Here is a 20,877-nt window from a genome sequence, read left to right as displayed (position 1 = left end):
CTTTTCCTTAGATAACCTTGTTAAGGTTCTATTTGTTATATTTGTACACATAAAACTTAACAAGTACGACATTGAGGTATTTAATTTTAATTGCTTTATTTTTTTGTATTTCTTTTTCAAAGGCTCAAGTTTTTACAGGTGGTGGTGGTAATATCCCTGATGCTACATTTTTTGGACCATCAGCATGGACTAACTTTTATCTCAATGTAAATTCTGTTGGTACAATTAATTGCGATATAAAGGTATGCATAAATATTTCACATAATTACACAGCTGATCTTGATATTAGATTAATTTCTCCCTCTGGAACTATTGTTTATTTATCTACTGATAATGGTGGTTCAGGGGACAATTATACAGGTACTTGTTTTACTATGGATGCAACTACTAATATAACTGCAGGATTCGCCCCATTTACTGGAGATTATGTGCCTGAGGGTAATTTATCGGCTCTTATTGGTCAGAATGCAAATGGATTATGGCGCTTGCAAATAAGAGATGATGATTGGATTATATCAGGGTCACTAAATTCGTGGTCTATTGATTTCACCTGTCAAGCTGATTGTGATGAAGGAGAAGAACAATATACTCTTAATTTATTTGACTCTTTTGGTGATGGTTGGGATCATGGTTCTGGGCATTTGGTGACTATTAATGGAGTAGATTATGGTGGATATGATTTTACTACAGGAACCTTTTTTTCTTATACAATTTGTTTAGATCCAACAGATTGTTTGGATATATCATTTACAGACGGTGGTCTATGGGAATATGAATGTTCTTACAACCTTGTCAATAACTCTGGAGTTACTATCTTTTCTGGAAATCATTTAACTGTTGATCAAACTATTGGAGATTGTGATGTTGAAGGTTGTACAGATCCTGAAGCCTGTAATTTTGAACCTGATGCAAATGAAGACGATGGTAGTTGCTTTTACACGCCTTTAACAGTTGATGATTGCGAAGTGGTGTATTGTGATTCTGAATCAGGAGAACAAGTAGCTAGTCAATTTTTAGAAACAAACATAAATTACCTTACCATCGATATTACAGAAAATGGAGTTATCAATGAGTTATATTATGATATCAACTGGCATAGTCATGGATGGGGTAACATAAATTTTAATGTCAATAATGCTACAATTGCATTGTATGACAATTTTGGTGCATTTGTTCAAAATATTGCAGTAATTGGAAATAATTTGACTATTAATACTTATCAGAACTTCACCAATACAATAAATACTGATATTAATGTTTATGCTGGATATTCAATTCAAGTCTTTATAAATAGTCCTAATTGGGGTGGAGGAACATGGGAATCCTATGTAAATGAAGCTATTATTTCTTTTACTGTCATCACAGAGTATGTAAATGCAGGTAATGATATTCAGGGTTACACATTATGCTATGATGATCCTCCAATAAATTTATTTAATTTTTTAGGCAATAATGTAAATCAAGCTGGTACTTGGTCACCAACTCTTTCAGGAGGTTATCTTGGGACATTTAATCCACAAACCAATACAAGTGATGATTACATCTATACTGTTACAGGAGAATGTTTGACAGATTTTGCTACTATACCAATAACTGTAATAGATGTAGCACCTCCTCAAATTACTTCAAGCGAAGACTTTATTTGTTTTGGATCTTCTTCGTTAGTTACTTATTCCGTTCCTGCCAATCAAGGCTCAAATTATTCGTGGTCTGTGAACGGAGGAAACATAGTAGGTTCTTCAACAACTAACTCCATACAGGTAGATTGGTCAGCAACTCCAGTAAGTACAATTTCTAACGCCGTAGTAATTACAGAAAGTTTTAATGGCTGTAGCAATACTTCCTCATTGGATGCTACCATCATTGCCAACCCAATACCTGCACTAAACATTGATAATACTGAAATTTGTTTGGGGGATTCTATTACTGTTAGTGTCAGTCAAGCTTATAACAATTATGTTTGGACTCCTGCCGATTTACAAAACTCTAATGTATATACTCCAAACTCAACCTCAGACAATCAAATATCTGTTACTATTACTGTCGATGAGGGTTGCTCTACAACTGAGTCTATTGACTTTACAATTTATGATAGCCCAATAGTGAATCTCTCTGCTGAAGTTTCTGAAATATGCATTACTGATTCATTGACGCTTACTTCAAATCCGGGCTATAACGATTATTCATGGACACCAGCTACTATAACAGGAAACACAGATGTCTATTATCCTTCTTCTTCATCAGAAGATATGATTTTTCTTACTGTTACTGGAGAGGGTGGATGTACAAGTACTGATTCTCTTGAAATAGTTATAAATGATTTACCTGTTGTCAACCTCACTATTGACAATTCTGAAATATGTTTAGGAGAATCTCTTATTGTAAATACTAATCCAGGGTATAATAATTACGATTGGACACCTTCAGCAATATCTTCGAATACAGATACCTATGTGCCTACTTCTTTGACAGACAATCAAATTTCTGTAACAGTTACCTCTGACTTTGGGTGTTCATCAACAGAAACTATTGATTTTACAATTTATGATTTGCCTATTGTAAATCTATCAATTGATGATAACGATCTGTGTATGGGTGAATCCTTAGTGGTCAGTTCAAATTCGGGCTATGACAATTACTCTTGGACACCCTCAAGTATTTCTGGTAATACGGATGTCTATTTCCCAACTTCATCATCAGTTGATATGATTTCTTTAACAGTTACAGGAGAAGGTGGTTGTACAAGTTCGGATTCGTTAGCAATTGTTGTTTATGATTTACCTATTGTAAACTTAAGTGTTGATAATTCAGAAATCTGTATTGGGGAATCAATAAGCCTAAATACTAACGCAGGATATAATAACTACGATTGGTCACCCTCGAGCATATCTTCTAATACAGATATGTATACTCCTACATCCTTAACAGATAATCAAATCTCAGTAACGATTACTGGAGATGGTGGTTGTACGTCTTCAGACTCTTTAGAGCTTACAATTTTTGATTTACCTATTGTTGAAGTTTCACTCTCTGATAGTGTGATTTGCTTTGGTGAGTCCATAGCTGTTAATTCCACCTCTGGATACGTGAGTTACGATTGGATACCAACTATTTTAAATACTACAAATCAAATAACACCTGATTTAACAGAAACAAATTATTTTGTTGAAGTAACGGATGTCAATGGTTGTCAATCTACTGATGATGCCAATCTTGTTATTAATCAGTCAACACCAATTGACTTAACAGTTAATGGAAATAACACCACTACAATTTGTATCGGAGAAGAATTAGACTTAGTTGCTTCTTTAGGTTTTGATACATATACTTGGTCAATTCCTAATGTATTATCCAATCAAACAACTTATGTGCCTACTGACCTGAGTGATAATCAATTTTCAGTAATAGGCACCAACCAATTCGGCTGTAATTCAACATCTGCTTTAAATATTACTATCAATAGTATTCCAACTCCAAGTCTAATATCAGTATTTTCAGATAGCGTACAAACAATGCCACAAAGCATTAACCTTTGTGCGGGTGTTTCAGATATTAAATTTTCGTCTAATATTAGTAGTCCTGATAATCCTGTAGAATGGGTTTTTATCAATGGCAATGGAGCTATTATAGAAAATGGTCAAAATACTTCAGAATTGGCAGTCTCTTTTCCAATTGTTGAAGATTATATTTTAGAATTCAGAGAGTATGGTTCTCAAAATTGCTTTACTCCTCAACAAATTGAAGTAAAAGTAAACCCTAATCCTGTTCTTAACGTTAGCTATGTGGAAGATTGTTACAAGGACTCTGTACTTTTCACTAATAACTCTAGTGTTGATACAACGATTCAAAGCGTCTTATGGTCGGTAGATGACTTAAGTTTTGATAGTTACAACTTATCCTATCCGCTAGATAATGATAGTAAAGTTTTTGAGCTTACCATTGTTGATGTATTAAATTGTTCTTCTTCATTATCCACAAGTTTTGTTCCTTCAGATCGTCCTTATGTTGATTTTTATTTTGAGCCTGAGAAAATTACAATTCTTAATCCTGAGGTTTCTTTTGTAAATCTATCCTCGAATGACGATACTATTTTATGGGATTTTGGTGATAATCAAACTTCAGATGAATGGGAGCCCATTCATACCTACGATTCCTTGGGATGGTTTGAAGTTATTTTGAAAGTTCAAAATAATAAAGGGTGCGCTGATTCTATTTCAAAACAATTGTTAGTAGAAAATAACCTGATTTACTATTTTCCAAGTTCATTTACACCAGATGGTGATGGATTAAACGATGACTTTGGAGTGAATGGATTTAGAATTGATAAAATTCAAAATTACCAATTCCAAATTACCAATAGATGGGGTGAAATTGTCTTTTATTCTGAAGATGTTAACGCAAAGTGGAATGGCAAAACATCTCAAGGCAATGATGCTATGCCCGGTAGTTATTTATGGTCAGTTCGTATAGTCGATGAACTAGGAAAAGTGACGAGAAAATTTGGTGATTTCACTTTGATGAGGTAGTTAAAAAAAAATTTGAAACATAATTATTATATCTACGTATACAAGTGTTGTGTTTGTTTAAATTATTTACTTTGCTATTTAACCTATAACTAGTTGTTTTGAGGTATTTATTTGTCATATCCTTTCTTTTCTTATACATATATTCTAACGCTCAATGTGTTGTGGAAGAATCGTATTCTTTAAGTCCCGTAGGTCCCTATGAAATTGGTGATGTTGTGACAGTAGACTATACTTTAAATAGTTTTTATCAGCTAAATATCAATTGGGTAATCGCTTTTCAAATTAATCTTGGTAGTGGTTGGTCTAATCTGAGCCCCATATCAACGCCGGTAAATTCAAATATCAATAATTACTATGGATCTGGATATTGGATTTGGGATTTGCAAAATACTTTTCCTAGCGGATTAGAATTTGGACCAGGCTTTAGATTTATAAATACAACAGGACTTCCAAACTGGGGTTCTTCATCTACTGGTCCATTATCTTTTTCTTTTCAAGTTACTGTTGCTGAATCTTGTTTTCCAGAAGATCTTTACATCAGTATTAATGTATATGGAGATTGTCAAACCGGAGGTTGGAATAATGGAGATTGTTGCTCTGATATAGCATTAGTAAATTATGATGATTCACTTTTTGTCTATTCAAATTTAAATTCTGGATCTGACACTACTATCATATATTGTCAAGAATCTAGTGCGTTTAATTTATTTGATTTTTTAGGTGATGACGTTCAAAATGGTGGCTTTTGGACCCCGTCACTTGCTCAAGGTTATTTAGGTCAGTTTAATCCTTTAGTCAATACCCCACAAGAGTATATCTATACTGTTTCAGATGAATGTAATACGGAGTCATCTAGTGTCTTTTTGAATTTGGATAATATAGAAAGTCAGCCTACAGTTGAATTACAATTTTGTGATAACAATACATACGTAAGTTTATACAGTGCTCTAAACCTGAATAACACTTCAGGTGTATGGCAAGGAACTTCTAATTTATACTTTGGTTATCAAGGGTTTTTTAACCCTCAAGTACAACAGACAGGTTTATACACTTATACTGTCTTTAATGAAAATGGTTGCCAACAAAGTTATCCTTTGGATGTTTCATTAATTGAAGAAAATATCAATGCTGGTAGTGACTATGAGCTTGAAATATGCATTGATGATTCCGCAGTTAACTTGTATGAATTAATCGGCAATCCAGATACAAATGGTGTTTGGTCACCTACTTTGAATGCAAACTATTTAGGTTATTTTGATCCGTCAGCAAACCTTTCAGGAGCTTATACGTACACCATTACAGGGGAGTGTGATACGTATCAATCTCAAGTTAATGTTAACGTCATTGAAGTTATTCCACCACCAATTGTTACGAACTAAAAATTAAAACTACTTAACTAAACTATTTCATTATGAAAAATTGTATTAAAACTCTATTAACAGCTTTTCTATCATTTACGGTTTCAATGGCCTCTTACGCTCAAATTGATACCTTATGTTTTGGTTCTACTCTTGAAAACTATTCTATTACACCTAACGCAGGTTCTACTTATTCTTGGAGTGTTTCTGGTGGTGGAGTTATAATAGGCTCTAGTACTGGCACTTCCATTCAAGTAGATTGGTCTAATGCGCCTTTAGGTATAATAAATAATGCTATTACACTGACCGAAGAACTTAACGGTTGTGAGGCCGACCAGACCTTGAGTGTAGAAATATTAGATAATCCTATACCTAATTTATCTGCTTCAGACCTGTCTATTTGTTTAGGTGAATCAGTAATATTATCTGCTGATGCTGGTTATGATAGCTACAATTGGACTCCTTCATCACTCTCTGGTGCTTCATCTACGTACACTCCAAATGCTATTACTGATGATACTTTTGAGGTTGAGGTCATCGGTGAGGGAGGTTGTTCTACAACGGAAAGTATTGAAATAGAAATTTTTGAACTTCCTTCAGTTGAGGTTTCACTTTCTGATAGTACCATTTGTTTAGGAGAGTCTATCACTGTTAATGCTACTTCAGGGTTTACTTCTTATACTTGGACTAATTCATCTCTTTCCAGTGATCAAACTACTTTAACACCTACTTTGGTCGATACCGAATACAGCGTAAGTATTACCGATGCTAATGGCTGTGAAGCGTCAGATGATGTTACTTTAACAATTAATCAAATTAGCCCTATTGAGCTACTAGTTAACGGAGCTGAAACCACTACTATCTGTTTAGGAGAAACTATCTCTCTTGATGCTACTGATGGATTTAGTTCTTATGTATGGGTTCCTGCTGTGGTAATTGGTGATAATGGTAACTATGTTCCTCAAAACACTTCTGAAACATCATATACAGTGACATCAACTGATTCAGAGGGTTGTCAATCTGTTGATACCATTAACATTACGATTAATAATTTACCTAACCCAGGTCCAATTATTTTTAACTAATTAGAATGCATAGAGTACTTATACTTTTCTTTTTAAAGTTGAGTGTTCTAGGATATTGTCAAAACCTTCAAATCTGTCTTAGCGATAGCCTAGAATACTTTTCTGTTGTACCAAGCTCAGCAACAAATTCGCTTGAATGGGAGTTTGTTTATGGTGATGGTGCAGAAATTGTCGAGGGGCAATTTTCGGATAGTATAAGTGTTCTTTTTTCCAACCCTGGAGATTATATTTTACAATTGCGAGAGTTCGGTTCAACCAATTGTTTTAATGCAGTAGAAATGAATATTTTGGTAAGGCCTAATCCTTTAGCTAGTTTTTTCAGTGATGAGGTGTGTATTTACGATTCCGTAAAATTTATCAATACCTCTATTTCTAGTGATGGTCTACAATCTTCTATCTGGCGTGTTGGTGATGATATAATCGATGCTATTGATTTGAATTATACCTTTAACGAGGAAGGAGAGTACCTTATAGAATTGTCTGTTGTCAGTAATTTAGGGTGTTCTGATATGGAGTCTCTAACATTTAAGATTTCTGATAAACCAATTGCTGATTTTTATCATTATCCTGAGAAAATTACCACTCTAAACCCTATGGTAGAGTTTGTAAATTTATCAACTGAGGGTTTCGTTAGTTGGGATTTTGGAGATGGCTTTTACTCTAATGAATGGCAACCAATTCATTATTTTGATTCGGCAGCTTGGTACGATGTGCAATTGACCTTAGAAGATGAAAACGGTTGCTCAGACTCTATTACGAAGAGTTTATTAGTTGAAAGTGAGCTTATTTTTTACTTGCCTACATCTTTTACGCCAGATGGTGATGGCATAAACGATGAATTTGGCTTAAAAGGATACAATATCGATAGGGTACAAGAGTTTTCTATGGTAATAACCAATAGATGGGGCGAAATTATATATTCTGTAGATGATATCAATCAATGGTGGAATGGCGAGAACCAAGTTGGAAATTTAGCAATGCCAGGCACTTATTTATGGTCTGTTCGTATTAAAGATGAATTAGGTAAGCAGACTAGGCAAATAGGTGAGGTTACTTTGATGAGATAACTATCTTAAATCAATAACATCTACGTTAGGGTAGTCAGCTATTTTAAACACAAAAAAATCATTATTCATTTCTTTATTTGTTACAAATGAATCAATAACGTATTTAAAATGGCTACCTTGTTTGTCAATCATAGTAAACGAGCTAATTTGCATCTTAGATTTATTAATGAATAACTCCACTTTCGTAAAAGGACCACTTTCTTTAGGAAATAAATCGATATGGTAGTTTTTACCGTCTTCTTTCACAAATTTATACTTGTAGCCATTTTCATAAATGGTGAAAATTTTAGATGGATTTAATTCATTTTCTTCATCATCAACTTCTGTAATATTTACTTCATCATCATCTGCAAGGTAAATCCAATTTGTTTCTCCATCACAAATAATTGTTTGTGATTCCATCTCTAGTCTATATGAATCGTCTTTAAGATATAATGTTCCACTTTGTGACTCACTAATATCTGTTACCGTACTAGTAAATGTATTAGTAAATTTTGCCTCTATCGAGGTATAAGATTTAGTCTTATCACTTAGTTTATCTAAAATACTTTTGGCTTTTTGGTCTTGTGCAAAAATTATACAAGGAAAGACAGTGAGGATTAATAATAGCTTTTTCATAATTTAATTTGGGTTGTTTAATTCATTTAATACTTCTTCTAACGCCATTTCATCACGAATTAGTACTTGACGGGCTTTACTTCCTTCAAAAGGACCTACAATTCTAGCTGTTTCCAGTTGGTCAATGATTCTTCCAGCTCTATTGTAGCCTAGTTTTAATTTACGTTGTATGAGTGAAGTAGAGCCAGACTGATGTTGTACGACAACTCGTGCTGCTTGTTCAAACATGACATCTCTGTCATCGAGGTCAGCATCGCTAGTGCCACCCTCGGCATCTCCAATGTATTCAGGTAGTAAAAAGGCTTCGGGATAGGCTCTTTGATTGCCAATGAAATCGGTGATTTTTTCTACTTCTGGAGTGTCGATAAATGCACATTGCAATCGTATTAAGTCACTACCTAGAGAGATAAGCATATCACCACGACCAATCAATTGGTCGGCACCTCCAGCATCTAGAATTGTTCTAGAGTCAATTTTTGAGGTAACTCTAAAAGCTACACGTGCAGGGAAATTGGCTTTAATGATACCTGTAATAACATTTACTGAAGGGCGTTGAGTAGCTACTATTAGATGTATTCCAATAGCTCTAGCAAGTTGAGCCAGTCGAGCAATTGGCGTTTCTACTTCCTTACCGGCTGTCATTATAAGGTCAGCAAATTCGTCAATAACCAAGACAATATAGGGTAAGTATTTATGCCCGTCATTAGGGTTTAATTTTCTAGCAATAAACTTCTTGTTGTATTCAACAATGTTTCTACATTGAGCATTTTGAAGTAAATCATAGCGTTGATCCATCTCAATACATAAGGAATTGAGGGTATTAATTACTTTCTTGGTGTCAGTAATGATTGCCTCTTCGGAGTCTGGTAGTTTGGCTAGGAAGTGTCTTTCTATTTTATTGAATAATGTGAGTTCCACTTTCTTTGGATCTACCAATACAAATTTGACTTGAGCAGGGTGTTTTTTATAGAGTAATGATGCTAATATGGCGTTCAACCCAACAGATTTACCTTGACCAGTAGCTCCTGCCATTAGAAGGTGAGGCATTTTAGCTAAGTCAGCGACAAAGGTTTCGTTTGAAATAGTTTTACCAAAAGCAACAGGTAATTCCATTTCAGAATTTTGAAACTTATCGGAAGAAATTACAGCTTTCATAGAGACTGTCGTTGGTTTTTGATTGGGCACTTCAATTCCGATAGTTCCTTTGCCAGGGATAGGAGCAATGATACGAATACCTAGGGCTGATAAACTAAGTGCAATATCATCTTCTAAGTTTTTGATTTTAGAGATTCGAATACCAGCTTCTGGAACAATTTCATAAAGCGTTATGGTTGGTCCAATAGTTGCACTAATAGAAGATATACCTATTTTGTAATTTGCAAGTGTTTCGACAATTCTATTTTTATTAGCCTCCAATTCACTTTTATCTATTTCTATTTTACCTGAGCCATAGTCATTTAATAAGTTTACTGCAGGTATTTTATAATTAGAAAGATCAAGCTTAGGATCATAATCTCCGAGTTCTTCGAGTTTTGTTTTGATGTCTTTTTGACTTAAAATATCTTCTTCGTTGACGTGAACCTCAATTCCTAAATCATTACTTTCTTCTTGTTTTATGTTTGGTGTAATTTCTTCTTTATTATCTTCTGTTTGCGGATTAACTATTTGACTAATCGGCTCGATAATTGGTTCTTGTTCTTCCTCCTGAAAATCTAATTCGTTGGATAAGCTAAATTCTTCATCAGCTATTTCATTATTTTCTGGCAATTCTTGCTTATCATCACTGCTTTTGGTGAATTTAAATTTTGGATTAAATCGTATAATTATGAAAGTTAATAAGGATAGAAAAATAAAAAATCCATTTCCAATTTTTCCTATTCTCAAGGCTAGAAATTCGTTCATTTCACTGCCAAATACTCCACCTAAAATTGAAGGAGATGTGAAAAAGCCAAAGAATAAAGAAATCCAAACTACAGCAAGAATACCAAGTGAAAAGCCTTTTTTTATAGAAAATAATGTCTTGTCAAAGACGAGTGATAAGCCCCAATTGAAAAACAATAGAGGAAAAATGAAAGAAGAAATACCAAAATAATGACGCAAAAATAAATGCGACAAAGTATTTCCAAACACTCCACCAATATTACTAATGTCATTAGTTAGCTTACCTGTCTTGTCTTGGTCAATATTTCCGTTTAGGAGGTAGGAGACAAAAACCACAAATACGTAGATTGATAAAAATAAAAATATAAAACCAAATATCTTTTTCGTTCTATCATCTTCAATTTTAAACTTTTGTATGAGACGTTTAAAAATGTTTTCTTTTGTATTTTTCTTTTTCATTCAATAGGAATTCTACCAATTTATTTCTTCTTTATTGAGAAAGGATTTAATACCTTTTTTGCAGTCTTCATTAGCTCTAGCTTTTGCATTTTCTTCTACGGCAAAATTAAGACCATCTTCTAACGACATGCTTTGCAGATGGGCTATCAATTTCTTAGTACTTGCTAGGGATTGTTGTGAGGCTTGATGACACAGCTTTTCGGCTATGTTTTGTACTGTATCATCTAAAATATCCTTGCCAACCACTTGGTTTATCAATCCAATACTAGCCGCTTCTGTAGCTGATATAGTTTTTCCAGTAAGTAGTAATTCTTTAGTTTTACTTTCGCCGATTTTTTTGAGTAAAAACACACTGACTATAGCAGGGATAAATCCAATTTTAACTTCAGAATAGCCTAATTTAGCATCATCTGATGCAACCGATAAGTCACAAACACTAGCCAAACCACAACCACCTGCTATGGCGTGTCCTTTTATTTTTGCGATGACTACCTTTTCTAAGGAATAAACTTGTTTGAACAACTGCATTAGACTTGACGAATCGGCAACATTTTCTTGGTGAGAAAAAGATTGTAAGGATTGCAAGTATTTCAAATCGGCACCAGCGCAAAATGCTTGGCCTTGTGCTTGTAATACAATCACTTTACATGTTTCATCTTTTTCGGCAGTTCCAAAAGCAATTTTTAACTCTTGAACAAGCTGAGGATTTAGAGCATTTCTTTTTTCAGCTCTATCCATAGTGATAAAGCCAATTCTATTTTCGCAATGGTATGATACAAATTTATCTTTCATTTTGGATTGAAATGCTCTTCAAATATATTCAAATTTATGGGTGCAAATAATATCATCATTAAGATTTTATTAAACCCTAAAGTATAGTTAAATTTGCGATTCATTGAGAAAAGATGATAGCACTAAATTTACACAACGAAACCAATCCTTTAGAGGCTGTTGTTCTAGGTTTGCCAGATAGTTTTGGTGGTACACCTAAGATTGAAGATTGCTATGATCCAAAGTCTAGAGAACACGTTTTGAAAGGCACTTTTCCTACACAGCAAAATGTTATTAACGAAATGAATGCGGTCAAATCTGTACTTTTAAAGTATGGTGTAGAGGTTTTTCGACCAAGGAATATTGAAGGTTTAAATCAAATTTTTTCAAGGGATATAGCTTTTGTTATTGACAACAAATTTATTTTGCCTAATATCATTGACGATAGAAAGGAAGAAGTTTCAGCCATAGACACATTAATAGAAAATATAAGAGCTGAAGATATCATTTCAATGCCTATTGATGTAAGAGTCGAAGGTGGCGATGTAATGTTGTGTGACGACTTTATTTTTGTGGGTTATTCAGAAGAAGCCGATTTTCAGAAGTATCAAGTGGCAAGAACTAACAGAAGTGCAGTTGAATTTTTACAGCATTCTTTTCCTCATAAAAAAGTAAAAGGCTTTGAACTCAAAAAATCAGATGACAATCCTAAAGATAATGCCTTGCATTTGGATTGTTGTTTTCAGCCTGTTGGTCAACACTATGCTATTATGTACAAAGCGGGTTTCAAAAACCAATCAGATGTAGATTTTTTAATTAGTTATTTTGGAGAAGATAACATCATATTTATTAGTAGAGATGAAATGTATCAAATGAATTCTAATATATTTTCTATTTCTCCTCAAGTTGTGATATCAGAAAAAGGATTTGAAAGATTAAATAAAGAGTTAAGAAATAAAGGAATTACAGTAGAAGAAGTGCCCTATGCTGAAATAGCAAAGATGGAGGGGCTTTTGCGCTGTTCAACATTACCATTGAGAAGAAAATGAGTCAAATAACACAGCACATACTAATGATTCAGCCAGTAAGTTTTCGTTTTAACGAACAAACGGCTGTAAACAATTACTATCAAAAAGTATTAGACGGTTTGTCACCTCAAGCCACTCAAGAAAAAGCACTTTCAGAGTTTAATGCCTTTGTTGATAAATTACGTTCTAAAGGTGTTAATGTAATTGTAGTTCCTGACACTAAAGAGCCTGACACGCCTGACTCAATTTTCCCTAATAATTGGGTGTCTTTTCATCGAGATGGAGGTGTAGGATTATACCCTATGTGTGCTGAAAATAGACGTACAGAACGTAGAGAAGATATTTTTGATATCTTGGTTGATGATTATGGATTTCATATCGAGCAGATACATGACTTTACCGAATTTGAAGAATACGATAGGTATCTGGAGGGAACTGGTAGCATGATACTAGATAGAGAAAATAAATATTGTTATGCCGCTATTTCTGAACGAACAGACGAACAGGCAGTAATTCAGTTTTGCGATGTTTTTGGTTATAAACCCGTTTGTTTTACAGCCAATCAAGATGTGAATGGTGAACGATTAGCGATTTATCATACTAATGTAATGATGTGTGTAGCAGATAATTTTGCAGTGGTTTGTCTAGATACCATTGATGAAATAGAGGAGCGTACTCACGTCATAGAGATGTTAGAAGAATCAGATAAAGAAATCATAGAAATTTCAGAAGAGCAAAAACAACATTTTGCTGGTAATATGTTGCAGGTTATGGGAGATAAGCCTTATTTAGTAATGTCAGATTCTGCCTACAACAGTTTAAGCCCAGAACAAATTAGTCAGATTGAAAAGCATTGTCCAATAATTCACAGCTCATTGGATACCATAGAGGCTTGTGGTGGTGGTAGTGCAAGATGTATGATGGCAGAAATATTTTTACCCAAATCTAAATGATAGAGCAAGAATTACATAAAGTTGTAGAGTTAGCCTTACAGTCACTTTATCAAGCTGATAACACCAACCTTCAGTTTCAAAAAACAAGAAAGGAATTTGAAGGAGATGTGACTTTAGTTGTTTTTCCCTTAACAAGAGTTTCAAAGAAAAGTCCAGAGCAAACAGCCGAGGAAATTGGTCAGTATCTGAAAGAAAACGAAGCACTCGTTTCGGATTTTAACGTCGTTAAAGGGTTCTTAAATTTAAGTATTGATAACTCCTATTGGCTCAAGCAATTTCAAATGGCTTTTGATTCAGAGAACTTCGGTTGTGTTGAACATTCAGACGATTCGCCAATACATTTGGTAGAATTTTCATCTCCAAACACCAACAAACCCCTTCATTTGGGGCATATCAGAAATATTCTTTTAGGAGCATCTGTTTCTCAGATATTACAAGCAGCGGGAAAAAAAGTAAAACAGGTACAAATCATTAACGATAGAGGGATTCATATCTGTAAATCCATGGTTGCTTGGTTGGAGTATGGAAATGGAGAAACCCCTGAGTCTACTCAGATGAAAGGGGATCATTTTGTTGGCAAATACTATGTCATTTTTGATAAGCATTATAGGGCAGAACAAGCTGAAATGGTGGAAAGTGGTATGTCTAAAGAAGATGCTGAAAAACAAGCACCATTATTCAAAAAAGCTCAAGAGTTGTTGCGTCAATGGGAGGCCAAAGATGCTGAGGTAATAGCACTTTGGGAGAAAATGAATAATTGGGTTTACGCTGGTTTTGCTTCGACCTATGATAGAATGGGTGTTGAATTTGATAAGAATTATTACGAAAGTGACACTTATCTTCTTGGAAAAGCTGTTATACAAGAAGGCTTAGACAAGGGAACATTCTTCAAGAAAAACGATGGCTCAGTATGGATAGATTTAACAGAAGATGGTCTTGATGAAAAGATTTTATTGCGTTCTGATGGTACAGCCGTATATATGACTCAAGATATTGGTACTGCTATACAGAGGCATCAAGATTTTGATTTTTCTCATATGGCATATACGGTAGGTAACGAACAGGACTACCATTTCAAGGTATTATTCTTAATCCTTGATAAATTAGGTTACGATTGGGCACAAAACTGCTATCACTTATCTTATGGAATGGTAGATTTACCTTCTGGCAAAATGAAATCTAGAGAAGGCACTGTTGTTGATGCCGATGACTTGATGCAAGAAATGGTAGATTCTGCCAAAGCTATTGCTCAAGATTTAGGAAAACTTGATGGTATGGACGGCTCTGAGTCTGAATTGCTTTATGAGAATATTGGTATGGGTGCCTTAAAATATTTTATGCTTAAGGTAGATCCTAAAAAACGCATGTTATTTGACCCCAAAGAGTCCATTGATTTTAACGGAAATACGGGGCCATTTATTCAATATACTCATGCTCGTATTCAAACTATGGTAAAAAAGTACAACAAAGAAGTTGAGTATACATTAGAAGGGCTAGAACTAACGGAGAAAGAAAGAACGCTTATAAAGCAGATAAACGATTTTCCAACTATCATTCAAGAGGCGGCCAACTCATACAGTCCAGCTTTAATAGCTAACTATGTGTATGATTTGGTTAAAGAGTTTAATGGTTTTTATCAGAATGTTCCTATCTTGATTGGCGAAGATAAAAACCAAGTTGCATTTAGAATAGCGCTTTGCCAGATGGTAGCTCGAGTAAGTAAAACAGGTATGAAATTATTAGGGGTAAAAGTACCCGATAGAATGTAAAAGATATGTTTGAAAATTTATCAGAAAAATTAGAAAAAGCCTTTAAAGTTCTCAAAGGACAAGGTAGCATTTCGGAAATTAACGTCGCTAAGACTATGAAAGAAATCCGTAAGGCATTGTTAGCTGCCGATGTGGATTTTAAAACCGCTAAGCATTTTACAGCAACTGTTAAAGAAAAAGCTTTAGGTCAGCAAGTCCTTACTGCTGTAGAGCCTGGTCAATTGCTTACCAAGATTATGCGTGATGAACTCGCTGAATTGATGGGTAGTTCCAAGTCTGAAATTAACCTAGATGGTAATCCCACCGTAATATTGATAGCGGGATTGCAAGGTTCTGGTAAAACTACCTTTACGGGAAAGTTAGCCCTTCACCTAAAAACTAAGCTTAACAAAAAGCCTTTGTTGGTAGCCTGTGATGTTTACAGACCAGCAGCCATTGACCAACTAGGTGTATTGGGAGAGCAAGTAGGCGTAGAAGTTTATAAGGAATTAGAGAATAAAAACCCTGTTGAGATTGCTCAAAACGCTATAAAACATGCTAAAACAACTAGTCATAATGTGGTTATTGTGGATACAGCAGGTCGTTTGGCCATAGATGAACAAATGATGAATGAGATAGCTGCTGTCAAGTCATCCATTAATCCCAATGAGATATTATTTGTTGTGGACTCAATGACTGGACAAGATGCTGTCAATACGGCCAAAGCATTTAATGAAAAGTTAAATTTTGACGGTGTCGTCTTGACAAAGTTAGATGGTGACACTCGTGGTGGTGCTGCTTTGACGATTCGTTCAGTTGTCGATAAGCCAATTAAGTTTATCGGTACGAGTGAAAAGATGGACGGTTTAGACGTATTTCACCCAGATAGAATGGCTAGTCGTATTTTGGGTATGGGTGATGTTATTTCTTTAGTTGAAAGAGCTCAACAGCAATTCGATGAAGAAGAAGCCCGTAAGATGCAAAAGAAAATTGCCAAGAACCAATTTGGCTTTGACGATTTTTTAAAGCAAATTCAGCAAATCAAGAAGATGGGAAACATGAAAGACTTGATGGGTATGATACCAGGAATGGGTAAAGCTCTAAAAGGAGTAGATATCGACGATGACGCCTTTAAAGGTATAGAAGCAATGATAAAGTCCATGACTCTTGAGGAAAGAAGCAACCCTAAAATTTTGAATGGTAGCCGAAGAAAACGAATTGCTAATGGTAGTGGTACTTCCATACAAGAAGTCAACCAGTTGATAAAGCAGTTTGGACAAATGGGTAAGATGATGAAGATGATGCAAGGCGGTGGTGCTAAGCAGATGATGCAAATGATGAAAAATAGAGGCGGTATGCCAGGTATGTAAGACAAATTTTATGCAAGTATTAGACGGAAAACAAACTTCTTTAGATATTCAGCAAGAGATTGCTCAAGAAGTTCAGGTTTTAGTAGATGAGGGCAAGAAGAAACCACATTTAGCAGCTATCTTGGTTGGCAACAATGGAGCTAGTGAAACTTATGTGGGTGCTAAAGTAAAAGCCTGTGAAAGAGTTGGTTTTGATTCCACTTTATTGCGTTTTGATGAAAGCATTACAGAAGATGAATTGGTTGCAGAAGTCCATAAAATAAATAACGATGCCAACATCGATGGTTTAATTGTTCAACTGCCTTTACCTTCGCACATTAATGAAATGACCATTACTGAAACTATATTGCCCTCCAAAGATGTCGATGGTTTTCATCCTCAAAACATAGGGAAAATGGCTCTAAATTTACCCACATTTCTTCCTGCTACACCTGCTGGTATAGTCGAATTGATAAAGCGATACAATATAGATACAGAGGGTAAGCATTGTGTTGTTGTAGGGCGTAGTCATATCGTTGGCTCACCGATGAGTATTCTTATGGCAAGAAATAGCTACCCTGGTAATTGTACGGTGACTTTAACACACAGTAGAACCACCAACCTTAAAGAATTATGCCTGTCGGCTGATATTCTTATTGTTGCGCTAGGGCGTGCCGAATTCATAACTGCCGATATGGTAAAGGACGGAGCGTGTGTAATTGATGTTGGTATTAGTCGAGTAAAATCGGATAAAACTAAAAGTGGGTGGAAGTTAAAAGGAGATGTCAACTACGATGAGGTAGCCTCAAAATGCGAGTTTATAACACCAGTACCGGGTGGAGTAGGACCAATGACTATTGCTATGCTCTTAAAAAATACACTTTACGCCGTTAAAGGATTCAATTAATGAATAAGACTCAAGAAAAATTAGTTGCCGAGGGGCTTATGTTACCTCTTATGGAAGCCTTTTATACCATCCAAGGAGAGGGCTATCATTCAGGGAAATCAGCTTTTTTTCTAAGAATTGGCGGTTGCGATGTAGGTTGTCATTGGTGTGATGTCAAAGAAAGTTGGAATGCCGATTTGCATCCACCTACAGACATTCATAAGATGATTGACCAAGTTCTAGCTTATCCTTCCAAAACGGTTGTTGTGACTGGCGGTGAGCCCTTAATGTGGAATATGCAACCACTTACCGATAGTCTTCACAACAAGGGCATGAGTGTTCACATAGAAACTTCAGGAGCTTATCCATTAAGTGGCGATTTTGATTGGATATGTTTATCGCCTAAGAAAAATAATCCGCCAAAAGAGGCAATAATTCCTCAAGCCAACGAGTTAAAAGTAATAATACACAATAGGAATGACTTCAAATGGGCTGAACAATTTGCTAGTCAATGTACTTCAGATTGTAAATTGTACTTGCAGCCAGAATGGAGCAAAGCCAAAGAAATGATGCCAGAAATAGTAGATTACGTGATGAATAACCCCAAATGGAACATATCTTTACAATCGCATAAGTACATGAACATACCCTAATCTATACCTTCTTGAAATGAAAAACCTCCTTATTCTTCTATTATTTACCCCTTTTGTGCTAGTGTCTCAGAATACCCCAAAAGCCAAAAAAGCCTATGCTAAAGCTGTAGAGTTTTATCAAGAGAGTAACGATAAAAAAGCCAAAGAATTGGTTCAGTCGGCTATACGACAAGATGCCAATTATTTACCTTCCTATTTGCTATTGGGTCAGCTCGAGGAAGAAGGTGGTAATATAGAATCGGCAATTGATAATTACTTAAAAGGCATTTCAGATAATAATCCCGATAACGCTTGGGGTTATTGGAAAGTAGGTATGCTATACATGCAAATACCGAACTATGTAGAAGCTCAACGAGCGTTCAATCATTTTTTAAGCTTTAAATATCAAAAATCAAAAAAAATAGAGTCTGCCAGAAAAGAACTCAAAAACTGCGAATTTTCTATCGACGCTATAGCTAACCCAAAGCCTTTCGATTTTAAAAATATGGGGGATGGCATTAACAGTGAATGGGAAGAGTATTTACCTAGTGTTTCTGCCGATGGCAAGTTATTCGTTATCACTAGAAGAGGTCCACATCAAGACAATGTCGTTTCAGAAGATTTTTATCAGAGTGAATACCAAAACGGTAAGTGGACAAAAGCTCAAAATATGGGGGCATCGGTCAATACAATGGGTAATGAAGGAGCTCAGTGTTTAGCACCTAATGGAAAACTTTTGTTTTTTACAGCTTGTGACCGTGATGATGGACTAGGTCGTTGCGATATATATATCAGTATAAAGAGAAATGGACAATGGTCCGAGGCTAGAAATATAGGACCTACTATTAACACCAAATACTGGGAATCACAACCTACTATATCACCGGATGGTAGAGAGCTTTATTTTGTGAGCAACAGACCAGGAGGCTATGGCGATATGGATATATGGAAAAGTATACTTTCTGAAAATGGAACATTTTCTGAGCCAGTTAATTTAGGTTCGACCATAAACACTCCTTACGATGAAATGTCACCCTTTATACATACCGATAATCAAAGCTTGTATTTTGCCTCTAATGGACACCCCGGTTTAGGCGATTTTGATTTATTTTTAAGTCGTAGAGATTATCCTGCAGCTAGTTGGCAAACCCCCATTAACTTAGGTTATCCTATCAATACGTTAGGTGTAGAAAATAGTCTTATTGTAGCTTCAGACGGCAAAACAGCATACTTCGCTTCTGATAAATCGGGTTATGGTCAAGAAGACATTTTCTGGTTTCATCTACCTCAAGAAATGCAATCTCAACAAGTGGCTTATCTCAACACTAAGGTTTATGATGCCGAAACCAAAACACCCATGAAATCAAGTATTGAAATCATTGACTTAGCTACCGGCAAAGTGATGATATCGTCATTTACATATACCAAGACAGGAGAATTTTTCACTTGCTTACCAGCCAATGCCAATTATGCTGTAAATGTTTCTAAAGAAGGTTATTTGTTTCATTCGGAAAATTTTGTCTTAAATGAGCAAAGTGCATTACAAGCACTGAAGTTAGATATACCATTGCAACGACTCAATAAAGGAAGTAAGATTGTATTGAAAAATATTTTCTTTGATACCGATGCTTATACCCTAAAAAATGAATCCGAGGTAGAGCTCAATACCTTGGTTAATTTTATGAATAATAATGCGAGTCTTGAGGTAGAAATAGAAGGACACACCGATAATGTAGGTGCAGAATCGCATAACCTTAAACTTTCAGAAAATAGAGCCAAAGCCGTTTATGATTTTCTAGTAGAAAATGGCATAAGTGCCAGCAGAATGACTTTCAAAGGCTTTGGTGCAAGTCAGCCCATCGCTACTAACGATACAGACGAGGGTAGAGCCACTAACAGAAGAACAGCCTTTAGGGTGAAGTAGTTTTTTGGTTTATTTCTTTAATTAAAACTACTTCTTCGTCATCTTTTTGTAAGATAGTGAAGCCTAATTTATGTACCATTTGTATTGCCTTTTTATTTGAGATATGTGTTTTGCCAATGACTTTATTGATATTGAATTCTTTTCTAGCTTTTTCAATCAATTGAATAAATGCGCTTACCATTATTCCTTTACCCCAATAAATTGAAAAAAGAGTACCTCCAATTTCTATTGTTTTGTTTTCTTGGTCGTAGTGGTGCAAGGAACAGATGCCTAAAAAACTATTTTTTTCCTTGTAATTAAGTATTTTCCATGTCCAACATCCTCTGCTAGTAATTTTTTGTAAAAAATCATCACTTTGCTTTTGACTTAGTAAAGATTCTCGCCGATATGATTGGAGTACTTTTTCATCATTAAACAGTGCGTATAAGAGTTTGCTATCGTTTTTGTTTAGGGGTAGGAGTTCTATATCAATAATACTCATTTGATTTATGTTAAGAGGCTCAGTCAATTAGTTTACAAAAATTTAAGGGCTTTTTTCAGCCGTAATAACTTTTTCAATAAGTCTTCCAAATGGTCAAGGGGTAGCCTATTA

General features: G+C 35.1%; 15 protein-coding genes. 11 read left to right on the top strand and 4 right to left on the bottom strand.

Annotated features, from left to right (window positions below; translation table 11 throughout):
* Positions 1 to 71 precede the first annotated feature (71 nt).
* The 4 genes from ISP71_01365 to ISP71_01350 all read left to right on the top strand — a co-directional run bounded on the left by ISP71_01365 (position 72) and on the right by ISP71_01350 (position 8,036).
* A complete protein-coding gene (locus ISP71_01365) occupies positions 72 to 4,526 on the top strand; it encodes a gliding motility-associated C-terminal domain-containing protein (GenBank protein MBL6662726.1) in 4,455 nt (1,484 codons plus the stop codon).
* Between the two features lie 98 nt (positions 4,527 to 4,624).
* Entirely contained in the window at positions 4,625 to 5,905 is a 1,281-nt protein-coding gene (locus ISP71_01360; GenBank protein ID MBL6662725.1) for a hypothetical protein, read from the top strand.
* Between the two features lie 32 nt (positions 5,906 to 5,937).
* Positions 5,938 to 6,969, top strand: coding sequence for a hypothetical protein (locus tag ISP71_01355; protein ID MBL6662724.1), 1,032 nt, complete (start codon positions 5,938 to 5,940; stop codon positions 6,967 to 6,969).
* A gap of 5 nt (positions 6,970 to 6,974) precedes the next feature.
* Positions 6,975 to 8,036: a gliding motility-associated C-terminal domain-containing protein gene (locus ISP71_01350; GenBank protein ID MBL6662723.1), complete on the top strand. Its 1,062-nt coding sequence runs from the start codon at positions 6,975 to 6,977 to the stop codon at positions 8,034 to 8,036.
* On the opposite strand, the gene ISP71_01345 is transcribed toward ISP71_01350, so the two are convergent.
* Genes ISP71_01345 through ISP71_01335 form a run of 3 tightly spaced genes read right to left on the bottom strand, consistent with a single transcriptional unit; the run spans position 8,037 to position 11,786 of the window.
* A complete protein-coding gene (locus ISP71_01345) occupies positions 8,037 to 8,654 on the bottom strand; it encodes an outer membrane lipoprotein carrier protein LolA (protein MBL6662722.1) in 618 nt (205 codons plus the stop codon).
* Positions 8,655 to 8,657: 3 nt separating this feature from the next.
* Complete coding sequence (locus ISP71_01340) at positions 8,658 to 10,994, bottom strand: DNA translocase FtsK 4TM domain-containing protein (GenBank protein MBL6662721.1); 2,337 nt, start codon at positions 10,992 to 10,994, stop codon at positions 8,658 to 8,660.
* A gap of 12 nt (positions 10,995 to 11,006) precedes the next feature.
* Positions 11,007 to 11,786 carry an enoyl-CoA hydratase/isomerase family protein gene (locus ISP71_01335; protein MBL6662720.1) on the bottom strand — a complete coding sequence of 260 codons (780 nt, stop codon included), beginning with the start codon at positions 11,784 to 11,786 and terminating at the stop codon, positions 11,007 to 11,009.
* Positions 11,787 to 11,899: 113 nt separating this feature from the next.
* Here ISP71_01335 and ISP71_01330 point away from each other — a divergent pair, with 113 nt between their 5' ends.
* From ISP71_01330 to ISP71_01300, 7 genes are read left to right on the top strand one after another with little or no spacing between them, the layout of a single operon-like run.
* Positions 11,900 to 12,814: an amidinotransferase gene (locus ISP71_01330; protein ID MBL6662719.1), complete on the top strand. Its 915-nt coding sequence runs from the start codon at positions 11,900 to 11,902 to the stop codon at positions 12,812 to 12,814.
* Positions 12,811 to 13,746 carry an amidinotransferase gene (locus ISP71_01325; GenBank protein ID MBL6662718.1) on the top strand — a complete coding sequence of 312 codons (936 nt, stop codon included), beginning with the start codon at positions 12,811 to 12,813 and terminating at the stop codon, positions 13,744 to 13,746. Before ISP71_01330 ends, ISP71_01325 begins: the two co-directional genes overlap by 4 nt.
* A complete protein-coding gene (locus ISP71_01320; GenBank protein ID MBL6662717.1) occupies positions 13,743 to 15,515 on the top strand; it encodes an arginine--tRNA ligase in 1,773 nt (590 codons plus the stop codon). Before ISP71_01325 ends, ISP71_01320 begins: the two co-directional genes overlap by 4 nt.
* Before the next feature lie 5 nt (positions 15,516 to 15,520).
* Positions 15,521 to 16,864 (top strand): signal recognition particle protein, encoded by a 1,344-nt coding sequence (ffh, locus tag ISP71_01315; GenBank protein MBL6662716.1) that lies wholly within the window; start codon positions 15,521 to 15,523, stop codon positions 16,862 to 16,864.
* Positions 16,865 to 16,874: 10 nt separating this feature from the next.
* Positions 16,875 to 17,750 carry a bifunctional 5,10-methylene-tetrahydrofolate dehydrogenase/5,10-methylene-tetrahydrofolate cyclohydrolase gene (locus tag ISP71_01310; protein ID MBL6662715.1) on the top strand — a complete coding sequence of 292 codons (876 nt, stop codon included), beginning with the start codon at positions 16,875 to 16,877 and terminating at the stop codon, positions 17,748 to 17,750.
* On the top strand, positions 17,750 to 18,382 hold the full coding sequence (locus tag ISP71_01305; GenBank protein MBL6662714.1) for a 7-carboxy-7-deazaguanine synthase QueE: 633 nt from the start codon (positions 17,750 to 17,752) through the stop codon (positions 18,380 to 18,382). Before ISP71_01310 ends, ISP71_01305 begins: the two co-directional genes overlap by 1 nt.
* A 16-nt stretch (positions 18,383 to 18,398) precedes the next feature.
* A complete protein-coding gene (locus ISP71_01300; protein ID MBL6662713.1) occupies positions 18,399 to 20,285 on the top strand; it encodes a PD40 domain-containing protein in 1,887 nt (628 codons plus the stop codon).
* Here ISP71_01300 and ISP71_01295 read toward each other — a convergent pair.
* Positions 20,272 to 20,766 carry a GNAT family N-acetyltransferase gene (locus ISP71_01295; protein ID MBL6662712.1) on the bottom strand — a complete coding sequence of 165 codons (495 nt, stop codon included), beginning with the start codon at positions 20,764 to 20,766 and terminating at the stop codon, positions 20,272 to 20,274. The two genes, ISP71_01300 and ISP71_01295, sit on opposite strands and share 14 nt — an antisense overlap.
* Between the last annotated feature and the right edge of the window lie 111 nt (positions 20,767 to 20,877).

This window comes from Flavobacteriales bacterium, from assembly GCA_016779995.1.
Classification (GTDB): domain Bacteria; phylum Bacteroidota; class Bacteroidia; order Flavobacteriales; family UBA7312; genus UBA8444.
Note: the sequence above shows the minus strand (reverse complement) of the source record. Positions and strands in the feature narration are given on the sequence as shown.